Source organism: Bradyrhizobium sp. P2_E8, from assembly GCF_056403875.1.
Window position 1 is genome coordinate 1 of the sequence record NZ_JBFUES010000108.1, and the last position, 12,274, is coordinate 12,274.

Annotated in this window: 10 protein-coding genes; 4 read left to right on the forward strand and 6 right to left on the reverse strand. The window is 66.4% G+C overall.

Annotated features, from left to right (window positions below; genetic code table 11):
- The first annotated feature begins 13 nt into the window (after positions 1-13).
- Genes AC1D00_RS08720 through AC1D00_RS08730 form a run of 3 tightly spaced genes read left to right on the forward strand, consistent with a single transcriptional unit; the run spans position 14 to position 3,422 of the window.
- On the forward strand, positions 14-1,837 hold the full coding sequence (locus AC1D00_RS08720) for an ABC transporter permease (RefSeq protein WP_477010377.1): 1,824 nt from the start codon (positions 14-16) through the stop codon (positions 1,835-1,837).
- Positions 1,837-2,685 (forward strand): ABC transporter ATP-binding protein, encoded by an 849-nt coding sequence (locus tag AC1D00_RS08725; protein WP_477010378.1) that lies wholly within the window; start codon positions 1,837-1,839, stop codon positions 2,683-2,685. The genes AC1D00_RS08720 and AC1D00_RS08725 overlap by 1 nt, the downstream gene beginning before the upstream one ends.
- Complete coding sequence (locus AC1D00_RS08730; protein WP_477010379.1) at positions 2,682-3,422, forward strand: ABC transporter ATP-binding protein; 741 nt, start codon at positions 2,682-2,684, stop codon at positions 3,420-3,422. The genes AC1D00_RS08725 and AC1D00_RS08730 overlap by 4 nt, the downstream gene beginning before the upstream one ends.
- Positions 3,423-3,425: 3 nt before the next feature.
- Here AC1D00_RS08730 and AC1D00_RS08735 read toward each other — a convergent pair whose 3' ends face one another.
- Positions 3,426-4,937 carry a helicase HerA domain-containing protein gene (locus tag AC1D00_RS08735; RefSeq protein WP_135175756.1) on the reverse strand — a complete coding sequence of 504 codons (1,512 nt, stop codon included), beginning with the start codon at positions 4,935-4,937 and terminating at the stop codon, positions 3,426-3,428.
- 186 nt (positions 4,938-5,123) lie between these two features.
- Between AC1D00_RS08735 and AC1D00_RS08740 the strand changes: the two genes are divergently transcribed.
- Positions 5,124-5,708 carry a LysE family translocator gene (locus AC1D00_RS08740; RefSeq protein ID WP_477010380.1) on the forward strand — a complete coding sequence of 195 codons (585 nt, stop codon included), beginning with the start codon at positions 5,124-5,126 and terminating at the stop codon, positions 5,706-5,708.
- A gap of 40 nt (positions 5,709-5,748) precedes the next feature.
- Here the strand turns inward: AC1D00_RS08740 and AC1D00_RS08745 are convergent, their stop codons facing one another.
- From AC1D00_RS08745 to AC1D00_RS08765, 5 genes are all read right to left on the reverse strand, one after another.
- Complete coding sequence (locus AC1D00_RS08745; RefSeq protein ID WP_477010381.1) at positions 5,749-6,813, reverse strand: ketopantoate reductase family protein; 1,065 nt, start codon at positions 6,811-6,813, stop codon at positions 5,749-5,751.
- Positions 6,814-7,967: 1,154 nt separating this feature from the next.
- The gene (locus tag AC1D00_RS08750; protein WP_477010382.1) at positions 7,968-8,615 is read right to left on the reverse strand and encodes a MarR family winged helix-turn-helix transcriptional regulator; all 648 of its coding nucleotides are present in this window, start codon (positions 8,613-8,615) and stop codon (positions 7,968-7,970) included.
- An 851-nt stretch (positions 8,616-9,466) separates the two neighbouring features.
- On the reverse strand, positions 9,467-10,792 hold the full coding sequence (fliI, locus tag AC1D00_RS08755) for a flagellar protein export ATPase FliI (RefSeq protein ID WP_027546099.1): 1,326 nt from the start codon (positions 10,790-10,792) through the stop codon (positions 9,467-9,469).
- 36 nt (positions 10,793-10,828) lie between these two features.
- Entirely contained in the window at positions 10,829-11,557 is a 729-nt protein-coding gene (gene flgF / locus AC1D00_RS08760) for a flagellar basal-body rod protein FlgF (RefSeq protein ID WP_404553402.1), read from the reverse strand.
- 3 nt (positions 11,558-11,560) lie between these two features.
- On the reverse strand, positions 11,561-12,274 hold a 714-nt coding region (locus tag AC1D00_RS08765; RefSeq protein ID WP_477010383.1), incomplete at its 5' end, for a DUF1217 domain-containing protein.

Below are 12,274 nucleotides of genomic sequence, written 5' to 3' on the forward strand. Positions count from 1 at the left end.
ATAGGAACGCTGCGTGTCTTCCTGGCTCGACTACACGATCAACGGGCTGATCGTCGGTAATGTCTACGCCCTCGTTGCGGTCGGGCTCGCGCTGATCTTCGGCGTCAGCCGGCTGATAAACTTTGCGCAAGGCTCGATCTATCTGGTCGGCGCCTATATCGGCTGGGTCGCGGTGGTGCAGCTGCATACGCCGCTGCCGCTCACCATCATCGTCGTCGCGGTCGCCGCCGCGCTGGTCGGGCTGGTCATCGAGCGGTTCGGCCTGCGGCCGCTCCAGAACTCGGTGCGCATCGCACCTCTGCTCGCGACCATCGGCATCAGCTTCGTACTCGATCAGCTGGTGATGCTGACCTTCTCGCCGAATCCGCGCGCACTGCCGAGCCAGTTGCCGGACGTCCGCTTCCAGATCGGTGGCGGCACGATCGGGCCGCTCGATCTGCTCATCGCCGGCGTCGGCATCACCAGCGCGCTCTTGCTGTTCGTGTTCCTGCGCTACAGCAAGCTCGGCTGGGCGGTGCGCGCCACCGCGCAGGATCGCGATGCCGCGATGCAGATGGGCGTGGACGTCAACCGCGTCAATCAGGCGGTGTTCGGCATTGCAGCTGCGCTCGGCGGCGTCTCCGGCATGCTGGTCGGCATGTACTACAACCAGATCGACACCGCGATGAGCCTACAGGCGACGCTCAAGGGCGTCGTCGCCGAAGTCGTCGGCGGCGCCGGCAACGTGCCGGGCGCGGTGATCGGCAGCCTGCTGCTGGGACTGGTGGAGAGCTACGGCGTCGCCGTGTTCGGCACCAGCTATCGCAACCTGTTCGCGTTCCTGCTGCTGGTCGTCGTGCTGGTGCTGCGGCCGAACGGCCTGTTCGCCAGCGCGCGGCAGGCGCCGCCCGAGCCGCTCACCGGCACCTTCATCGCGCCGAGCCGGCCGGTGCGCATTCCGCGCTGGGCGCTGCTGGTCGCGGCCGCTGCCTTTGCGATCCTGCCGCTGTTCCCGGTGTCCTTCTACGTGCTCCAGACCCTGATCAACGCCTGGCTGCTCGGCATGCTCGCGCTCAGCCTCACGCTCGTTGCAGGCACGATCGGCCAGGTCTCGCTCGGGCACGCGGCGCTGCTGGCGATCGGCGCCTATACGTCGGCGCTGCTGTCGCTGAGCTTCGCCGTCCCGGTTGGCCTTTCCATCATCGGCGGCGGCCTGGTGAGCGCCGCGCTCGGCACCGCCTTGATCTCGCCGTCGTTCCGCCTGCGCGGACACTACGTGTCGATCGCAACGCTCGCCATCGGCGAGATCGTGTCGCTGGTGATCCTGAACTGGGAGAGCGTCACGCGCGGTCCGATCGGCATCTCCGGCATCCCGCCGCTGTCGCTGTTCGGCTACGACCTGATCAGTCCAAATTCGATCTACTGGTTCAGCCTCGTGGTCATGATCGTGCTGGCGCTGCTCCAGGCGCGCCTGCTCGGCTCGCATCTCGGCCGCAGCTTCCGCGCCATCAGGGACGACGACATCGCCGCGCGCGCCTATGGCCTCAGCCTGAACCGCTGCAAGTCGCTCGCCTTCATCTTCGGCGGGTTTGCCGCCGGCGTCAGCGGCGGCATCGCCGCGCATCTTTATTCCTACATCAACCACGAGACCTTCAACACGCAGCAATCCATCCTGGCGCTGACGGTCGTGATCCTTGGCGGGCTCGGCAACGTCGTCGGCGCCATCGTCGGATCGGTGGCGCTGGTCGGCCTGCCCGAACTGTTCCGGATCGCGGCGGAGTACCGCATCCTGATCTACGGCATCGTGCTCTTGCTGCTGGTGCGGTTCAGGCCGCAGGGCCTGTTGGGGACGATGTGATGGCAGAGCAGCACACAACCATGCTGTCCCTGCGCGGGCTGACGCGGCGCTTCGGCGGCCTCACCGCGGTCGACGCCATCGATCTCGACCTCGCCAGGGGCGGGCTCGTCAGCATCATCGGCCCGAACGGGGCCGGCAAGACGACGTTGTTCAACCTCGTGACCGGGCTCGACCGGCCCGACGCCGGCGTGGTCCGCTTCGAAGGTCAGGACATCACCGGCCTCTCGCCGGAACGGCTGGCGGCCGAGGGCATTGCCCGCACCTTCCAGCTCGGCCGCGTCTTCGGCAATCTCAGCGTGATGGACAACGTCCTGATCGGCGCGCACACGCGGCTGCGCGCGGTGAAGCCGGCCGTGCCGGTGATCGGCCCGCTGCTCGAATTGGGTCTGGCGCTGCTGCGTCCCGCCAGCGTCAAGGCCGAGGAAGAGCGGCTGCGCGAGGAAGTGAAAGCCATCCTCGCCCGCTTCGGCGAACGGTTGCTGCCGCGGATCGACCAGCCGGCCTACAGTCTCTCCTATGCCAACCGCCGCCGCGTCGAGATCGCCCGTGCGCTCGCCTTGAAGCCGCGCTTGTTGCTGCTCGACGAGCCGACCGCCGGCATGAACCCGACCGAGACCGCGGAGATGCAGGCGCTAGTCGCCGAGCTGAAGGCGGAAGGGCTGACGATCCTGTTGATCGAGCACAAGCTGGAGATGGTGATGCGCCTCTCCGACCGTGTCATCGTCATGGACGAGGGTAAGAAGATCGCGGAAGGCCCGGGCGAACAGGTGCGCAAGGATCCCAAGGTGATCGAGGCCTATCTCGGTCACGGCCTGTCGGGGACGGCGGAGCAGGAGAGCGCGGCATGACGACCAACCTACCCGAACCGCTGCTCGCTTTGACCAACGTCAACACCTTCTACGGCCAGGCCCAGGTGCATTTCGACCTGTCGATCACGGTCGCGCGCGGCCACATCGTCTGCCTGCTCGGCGGCAATGCCAGCGGCAAGTCGACGACGATGAAGATCATCCTCGGCCTCGTCAAACCGCGTTCCGGCGACGTGACGTTCGACGGCGCCTCGCTGATCGGGCTCTCCACGCCGCAGATCGTTCGCCGCGGCATCGCCTCGGTGCCGGAGGCGCGGCGGTTGTTCGCGGACATGACCGTCCGCGAGAACATCCTGATGGGGGCCTTCGTGCGCAACGACCGCGATGCGGTGGCGCAGGATCTCGACAAGATGCTGACGCTGTTTCCGAAGCTCGGCCAGCGGCTGTCGCAGCGTGCAGGCTCGCTGTCCGGCGGCGAGCAGCAGATGGTGGCGATGGCGCGCGCGCTGATGAGCCGTCCCAGGATGATCGTGATGGACGAGCCGACCATGGGGCTGTCGCCGCTCTATGTCGATCGCGTGCTGGAGCTGATCCGCACCATCAACCAGGAGGGCGTGTCGGTGTTCATGGTCGAGCAGAACGCCAGCCTCGCGCTCGAGATCGCGCACGAGGCCTATGTGCTCCAGACCGGCAAGATCGTGCTCTCCGGTCCCGCGCGGGCGCTGAAGGACGATCCGCGGGTGCGTGACGCCTATCTCGGCGGTGCCGAGGCGGCCTAGCGATCAGGCCGAAGCCGCGCTCTGCGCCGGCTCTGCCGGCAGATCGTCGCCATTGGGATCGCCCGGCGCAGTCGCCCAGGCCAGCTCCACCAGCGTCACGATCCTGCGTCCGCCGCCGTCGAGCTGGCAGACGATGAGACCCTGCTCCTCCATGTAGCTGAGCAGGCGCTGCGCGCGGCGCAGCGAATGCGAGCCATAGGCGCGGGCGATCGCGGCATCGCCCGGGCAGGGCCAGCCTTCCTTGGCCGCGCGGGCGATCATCATGAACACGCCCTGCATGTCGTCGGGCAGGATCGAGGCGCGCAGCGACACGTCCTGCCAGGCGTCGTCATCGGCGATGTCAGCGCCGAGCCCGGCGCGCGCATGCGTCAGCATGCGGCGGAATTCGTTGAGGTCAGGCACCGCCGCGCCGAGCCCCTCGATGCGGCAGCGGACCACGAATTCCTGATAGAGCACGCCGATGGCGCGGAAGCCGGCATCGGGCTCGGCGAGCACGGCACGCAAGGTCCGGTCCACGCGCTCGCGCCGCTCGGCGAGTTCCTCGGCGCTGACCGGTAGCTCGATCGCTTCGGGCCGGATCTCCGGCGCGGCGGCCTTCGCCGCGCGGAGCTGTTCGAGCAGGTCCGGCGCGGGGCGGCGCTGTGGCCGGCTGGCGTCGGGCGGCGGCGCGGCCAGGATTACGGCGCGCATATCCTCGAGTGCGGCTTCCGGCATCGGCATCAGCCGCGGCGTCGAATTGCGCGGCTGGGTGTCGGTCGCGCCGATGTTCAATCGCAGCGGACGGCGCGACAGCGCAGGTCCCAGCGCCATGAACTGCCCGCGCTCGAGATCGCGAAAGGCTTCCGCCTGCCGCCGCTCCATCCCGAGCAGATCGGCGGCGCGCGCCATGTCGATGTCGAGGAAGGTCCGGCCCATCAGGAAGTTGGAGGCTTCCGCCGCGACGTTCTTGGCGAGCTTCGCCAGCCGCTGGGTCGCGATGATGCCGGCAAGCCCGCGCTTGCGGCCGCGGCACATCAGATTGGTCATGGCGCCCAGCGACAGTTTCCGCGCCTCGTCCGACACTTCGCCCGCGACCGCCGGCGCGAACAGCTGCGCCTCGTCCACCACCACCAGCATCGGATACCAATGGTCGCGATCGACGTCGAAGAGGCCGCCGAGGAACGCGGCGGCGCGGCGCATCTGGTTCTCGGCATCGAGGCCCTCGAGATTGAGCACGGTGGAGACGCGATGCAGCCGCGCGCGCTCACCAGCGACCTGAAGGCCGCGCTCGGTGTGATCCTCGGCCTCGATCACGAGATGGCCGAAGCGCTCGGCCAGCGTGACGAAATCGCCCTCGGGGTCGATGATGGCCTGCTGCACCCAGGGCGCGCTCTGCTCCAGCAGCCGCCTAAGCAGATGCGACTTGCCGGAGCCCGAATTGCCCTGCACCAGGAGGCGGGTCGCCAGCAGTTCCTCGAGGTCCATGGCCGCCGCGGCGCCCGCCGTGGTCAGCCCCATCTCGATCGCAACCGTCATGTCCCGACTCAAGTCCCCATCATTCGCGGACAGGGGCTTATCAACCCGGCCGCGGCGCGTCGAGCGCCGCAGCGCGAATCATGCTCTGTTGCCCACGGCGGAGTTCAGGCGTGACCGGGAACCGTTCCGCCCGCGCGGAATGACGCAGATCAAGGTCCATGACCCCGAGACCTGTTAGCTGGGCGCATGAACCTCCTGACCTTCTTCACGGCGACCTGCTTCCTCCTCGCCATGCCGGGACCGACCAACACCTTGCTCGCGACGTCGGGAGCGGGGATCGGGATCTCGCGGTCGCTCCATCTGCTCGCAGCCGAGCTGTTCGGCTATCTCGCGGCGATCGCGCTGCTGCGGCTGGCCCTCGGTCCCGTCGTGAGCGGCATTCCGCTTGCGGCCGTCGTGCTTCGCGTGGCGGTCAGTGTCTACATCCTGGGCCTTGCCGTCATGCTCTGGCGCGTCAACGCGCGGGAGCTGCGCGGCGGCGCCGAGGTGACGTTCCGCCAGGTGCTGATCACCACGCTGCTGAATCCGAAGGCGATGGTGTTCGCCTTCCTGCTCCTGCCGCTCCAGGCCGGACCGTTCGAGCTCCTGCCCTGGCTCGGAATGATCGCGCTTCAGATCGTCGCCGCGGGAGCTGCGTGGATTGCGTTCGGCGCAACGCTCGGCCGCGGCGTCCGTCGTCTCGGCCACCCCGAGATCATCACGCGCACCGGCGCGGTCACGCTCGTCGCGGTGACCGGCCTGATCTGGTTCCAATCATTCCTGAGCGCGTGAGCGCCGAGGATCGCGCGATCGCAACAGAAGCGGCGTGCCGCTACTGCGCGCCCGATCCGCCCTGCACGATCTTCTCGTTCAGCTTCTGGTCCACGGTCTCGACGGTGCGGTCGATCTCGGGGTTGGGCGCGCCGAGCTGATGCGAGATCAGCTTCACCAGCAGATCGACGCGCTCGATGAAGGGCGCGCCGCTCGCCACCGCGCGCGCGGCCGACGACGGCTTGAGCAGGCTTTCGGCCGCCTTGGCGTATTTCGCGAACGGCACCTGATCCTGCGGATCGGCGCCGAGGCGGCGGGCGATGGCGTCGACATGATCGTAGATCGTCTGCGAGCGCTTGAGATCGCCGTGCACGGCGTCGCGGATCGACTGCGGCTCGTGCGGCGTGATGCAGCGATAGTTGCCAGTCAGCAGCATCGACCATTTCGCCAGCGGCACGAACAGGGACGAGAACACTTTCAGCTTCACCGGCACGTCGAGGCCGTCGAGCGTCACCGCGTCGATGTCGGCTTCGAGCTCGCGCAGCACCTTGTTGTGCTTGTCGTCGGCGAAGACCGATGCCTTGAAGTTGGTGGGCAGGCCGACATGAAGCACGTTCGCGGCTTCCTCCGGCGGGCGGAAGGCCTGCGGGTCGGGCGAGCACAGCGTCACCAGCCCCGGCTCGAACCGCTCCCACACCTGCGCATTGGTGTAGGCCTCCTCGAGATCCATGCCTGCGAGTGCCGGGATCCGCTTCAGATAAGGCAGCGGCGGCATGTTCATGATCGACAGGCACGGCAGCTTCGCCGCGGCGATCTTGACCATGAGCACGCGCACCGTGTGGTTGGTGTATTGCGGCTCCTGCATCGCGAGGCCGACCATGTCGTAACGGGAGACGTCGACATCGCCCGGCGTCACCGCGTCGAGCTTGCCGGGCAGGTCGCGCGAGAAGATTGCCCGGTGCACCGCCTCGTCGCGCAGCTTGATGCGTACCTCGGTACCGTCACGGTTGATCAGCTCAGCGGTCTTGGCGCGGCAGACCAGGGTGACATTGTGCCCCGCCATCAGCAGCTTCGTGCCCAGCAGGGAGCCGTAGGAAGCCCCAAGAATCAGAATATTGCGCGCCATGCTTCGTCCCTTTGACAATTTCTGCGGATTTTTGAGCCTCGGCCGTCATCCGAGGGCGAGTTGGCGGCATCTAAAGCGAAGTGCCCGGCGATGGCAACTGGGATAATGCATACAAGACTACCACCCATTCCCCCAATGATCCGGCGCGACGCGTCATGCGAGGGTTTTTGCCCCGGATGCCGAAGCCTCAAAGCCCGACGGGCAAAACACCGGCACGGCCTGTCAATCCGTCCGCGCAGAAATATTCCGTTTTACCGAAATTCGGATTTATCGTATGTGTCGTCCATCCCGGCTTGACCTTGAGGGGCGATCATGTGTCGTCATTTTTCGCGAGCCGGGTTGCGGTGGACGCGGCAGCGTCGGCACGACATGGTGCGGGCAGGGCGGGTAGTCCCCGTGAGCCCGAAACCGCGTGCAGATGAGCGGCGCTGAAAGTTCGTCTCGCCAGCATTTTTCCGGCTACGTCGACAAGGCCGGAGAACCCTGCGGCGGTCAGCGAATGCGCGTACGGCAAAACCGTGTGGTCCTGGCCGTCGTTGCTACGGTCAAGCCTTTCGCGGAGGTGCACGCGAGCCCAACCGGGCGGACGGCATCGTCAATTCGCGGGGTGAGGGAGGCCAGAAGGAACTCGGCTCCCGGGAGAGCACGGCATAAGCCGTCAGGCCACTGCGCAGGGAGGGCCGAGTGTTTTGGCTGCACCTGTATGCCGCTGTGCATCTTTTCATGCGCTACACGCGCACAGCGGACCGTGGGTGCCAGCCGGCACCCGGCCTTCCCTGCGCCCTCTTGGCCTAGAGAGGGTGGAGCGATGAAGCAAAGCTCGGGCGAAATCCGCCGCGAGAGCGCGAAGGCGTGTCTGCGAGTTGAGAAGCGTGCCAGAGGGTGACGACGGTTCACCTTGCCCCGTCATTGCGAGCGCAGCGAAGCAATCCAGGCTGCAGCCGCGGAAAGATMCTGGATTGCTTCCGCCTTCGCTAAAGCTTCGGCGGACAAGTCGCTACGCGCGCAATGACGATGTGGAAACTACGGGTTCTTCGCCGTTGCGCGGGGATGACGGAGCTGATGGTGCCCTCATTACGAGCGCCGCGAAATCTTCCGCAAGCTTTGGCCGCGCGATCCGTGCGGACGTTGCGCTCAGGCTGCGGGCCTTCGCCTCATCCCTGGCTCGCCACGCGCGCGCGGTCGAGATGCTCCTCGATCTTCGGGCGGTCGCGGGTGCGCTCGAAACTGGTGCAGAGCAGCTCGGTCTCCTCGAGCGAGACGGGGGCGCGATACAGCCGGCACATGAATTCTGCGGTTGCGCGCCCCTTCGCGGCGGCCTGGCCGATGCCAGGGCCGCGTTCGGCGAGAAACATGCAGTCCCGGCAGATGCTGGCGTCGAGCCGTTGGTGAGCTGCGTCGAGGTGATTGAGGATCTCCCGCAGCGAGTCGCGCAGCCTGAGACACTCGTCGGTTCCGAGCGCCGTGACCGCATTCAACACGTGGTTGATCGGGTCGTGCTGGTTCAGGCACTTCTCGCCCTGCGCGGTGACGTGGAGCACCACGGAACGCTTGTCCTCGTGCGAGGGCTTTCGCACCAGGAAGGACTTGCTCTCCAGCGTCTTCACGATCTGCGATGCAGTCGCCCTGGTGGCGCCGATGAAGCCGGCGAGCGCGGACGGTGTGCGCGAAAACCTGTTGGCGCGGTTGAGAAAGCGCAGCGCCATCCATTCCCGATCGCGCAATCCATGCTGATTGCCTTCGAAATACCAAGCCCTCGCCGCCTGGACCAGCAGCTCGACGGCTTCTCGTGCCAATGGCATGGATTTACCTCGTCCCCGGAACTTCGTCTGCGGCGTCCCGAAGCCGCCTTGCACCGTGGTTCGCGAATACTTCGGAAGACGTCAGACCTCCGGAGATGTCCGAGAAGCACGTCGTGCCCGATTCCTGCTCGACGGCTCGGACTGCAACGCGCCCGACCTGGACCAGCGTGCGTCGCGTCTTCCGGAGCGAGAGGCCGGCTCGCGGAGGGCATGCCAATCGCGTCGTCGTCGCGCGGGAGCCCGAGTTGCCGCCACGAACGGACGATGGACCGGAATTGTTCAACCGAAGCCTCTGAGTACAAGTCACAAGAAGACGTTTCTTGATATTCCACCGAAACGATGAATGACCTTCTCAACAAAATCAAGTAGAGACACTCACGGAGACTGGATGTCGTTGCAGGTGAATGTAACGTTCAAGACAATCTCGCTCTTAGGGACACATGATAGTGAACGCAATACGGAGTCCTACGAGCATGCCCGCAGCTATATGACGGTTTGATTGCAGGGCACGTAGTTGTCCGCCGTCGATGCAAGTTGATCGAAGCTTGTGCATGACAAGGGTGATGTGCGTTGATGAGTCATCCACAACTTGTGCGATGAGTCCCGAGAATCGCCAAGGGAATTTGCAGGGATTACACGCGGCGGTTGTTGCGGCTGCCGCCGCGGTGTCATCCCTCAGCCGCTTCCGTCGCGGCCGCCCGATCATTCATCCGAACGGTTGATGCGCTGACGACGGACCGCGGTGGCGGCGATGGATGTGCATGCGCCGGCAGCGTGACTGCATGCGCGGACCGGCTGTTGAAATAATGAGCAGGGCGAGATCGCGGGCGCGTCCCGCGCGGTCTCACCTGCTAGTCGCCCTTGAGCATGTCCCTCAGCTCGCGGAACGGATCGGCGCTTGGCTGAGCCGATGCGTCTTGCCGCATGGCGCTGTAGATCCTCGGAACCAGGTCGATCGCCTGGTCGAGGCCCGAATCACGTCCCGACTGGTACCCGCCCATCAGGCGAAGATCGCGCGTGTCCTCGTATTTGGCGATCATGGTGCGCAGCTTGCTCACCAATTCGCGCTCTTCGGGGTCCCAGACGTTATGGGCGAGGCGGGAGACCGAGGCCAGAACGTCCACGGCCGGGTAGCGCGCCTGGTCGGCGATGTGCCTGGAGAGCACGATGTGCCCGTCGAGCGTGCTGCGGATGGTGTCGGCGATCGGCTCGTTGTGATCGTCGCCGTCGACCAGCACGGAGAAGATCCCGGTGATGGTGCCGGATCCCTCCTCGCCAGGGCCGGCGCGCTCCAGAAGGCGCGGCAGGTCGGTGAAGACCGTCGGCGCGTAGCCGCGCGCGACCGCGGGCTCGCCGGCGGCGAGTGCGACCTCGCGGGCGGCGTGGGCGAAGCGGGTGATCGAATCGACCACCAGCAGGACCGATTCGCCCCGATCGCGGAAATATTCGGCGACCGCCATGGCCGTCTTCGGCGCCAGGCGCCGCATCATCGGGCTTTCATCGCCCGTCGATACGATGGTGACCGCACGATTGCGGTTGGCGCCCAGCACGTCCTCGATGAATTCGCGCACCTCGCGGCCGCGTTCGCCGACGAGCGCCAGCACGACGGTGTCGAAGCCCTGGCTGCGGGCGAGCATCGCGAGCAGCGTCGATTTGCCGACGCCCGAGCCGGCAAAGATGCCGACGCGCTGGCCGGCGCAGATCGGGGCGAACAGGTCGATGACGCGCACGCCGGTGCGCAGCGGCTTGTGGACGCGCGCGCGCTTCATGGCCGAGGGCGCCTCGGCCTCCGCCGAGACGGGCCGCGATCCCGGCGTCAGCGGTCCCTGTCCGTCCAGCGGGGCGCCGAGCGCGTTGATGACGCGGCCCTTCCAGCTCGGATCGGGCGCGAAAGACAGCGGCGGCATCCGGTAAGCGACGGAGCCGAGACCACCGGCAAATTGCCGGTCGAACGGCTTGGCGATGATGCCCTCGCTGTCGATCCGCACCACCTCGCCGATCTGCGGCTTGCCGCCGGAGTTGACGCCGATGAGTTCACCGAGCCTGACGAAGCGCGACAGGCCGGAGACACGGAAATGCGTCGGCGCGATCTCGGAGATCGCGCCGCTGACGCTTGCCAGGGGAGTGCTCTGCTGAAGCTCCAGCAGCGCCCACTCGAGTTGCCGAAGAGCGTTCAAGGAAACCGTCCACCCTCATTGCGCGCGAGGCGCACTCTACTTGCCGGGCTCGCCCAGCGTCCGGATTGCGTTCTGGAGCGAGCTCTCGGTGCCCTCGATCATCGAATTGGTGCCGTCGAAGGCGCGCGAGGCCGCCATCAGCTTGGTCAATTCCATCATCGGATTGGCGCCGGAACCCTCGACATAGCCCTGCTTGAAGCCGTCGCGGGAGAAGTCGGCGATGGCGGTCGCGGGCCGGTCGGGCGTGACGCCCGAATTGCCGTAGCGCTCGAGATTGGCGTCGGCGGGAATGTTGAACAGGCCGATGGTGCCGATCTCGTTGTTGTCCTGGGTGATCGCGCCGCTGCGGGCGATCGAGACCGGCCCGCCGTTCGGGTCGAGCGTGATCTGCGCGCCGCCGGCGTCGATGACGGGGAAGCCGGCCACCGTCTGAAGGTCGCCGTTGGCGGCGATCTGGAGGCGGCCGTCACGCGTATAGACGGTGCCGTTCGGGCCGGCGAAGGCGAGCCAGCCCTGACCGACCACGGCGACGTCGAGCGGATTGCCGCTCTCGGTGATGCTGCCGGTCTCGCGCGAGATGATGTTGTCGCCGGGCGAGGAGAACGCGACCGGGGTCGCGCCGGCCCTGGACAGCACGGTCTCGAACTTCACCACGTCGGTGCGGAACGCCGCCGTGTTGACGTTGGCGACGTTGTTGGCGATCGTCTGGAGGCGCTTTTCGAGGGCGACCTGGGCCGACAATCCCACATAGAGAGCCGATTGCATGATTTACCTGTTGAACTTGATGTTCTGAAGCGTCGCGAGCATGTCGGTATCCAGGCTGGCCGACGTCGCCGCGCTGCCGATCAGGACCAACGCGGGGTTGGTCGAGTTGTCGCTCTGGGCCTGGGTCGCGTCCCACATCGCCGCGAAGCGCTGCACGAATTTGGTGACCTTGGTCGGGTCCTGAAAATCGGTCAGGTCGATCTTGTCCGTGATCATCTTGGCCTGGGCGTCGATATCGGACGAGCTGATCGTCGGCGACCAGCCCATCGCGGTCTGCACCACCTGGGTCAGCGCCTTGTCGGCGAGGATCTGGTAGGCGCTCGTGATCGTGGACGCCTTGCGGGTGAAATAGAGCGCCAGCCGCAGGCCCTCGTTCTGGTCGCCGGCCTTCTGCTCCATCGTCTGCGTGACGTACTGGGTGGCCGTGCCGGTCGTGGCTGCGGTGGTCGAGGTCGCATTGGCGCCGAGGGCGGCGAAATTGAAGGCCGTGGCGAACTCGCGGTAACGGGTGTCGGTGAGCTTGTTGGCGAAGGCGTCCTTGTCCGAGACCCCCTCGGTCAGCACCTTGCGCATGAACGCCTTGGCGTAGGCCATGTCGCTGAGGCCATAGGCCTTCATCGCATAGGTGTAGAGGCGATAGTCCTTCAGGAAGTCGTCGATCGTCTTCACGTTGCCGATATGGCCGAGGAAGTAATCGGTCTCGCGGCTGACATCGGG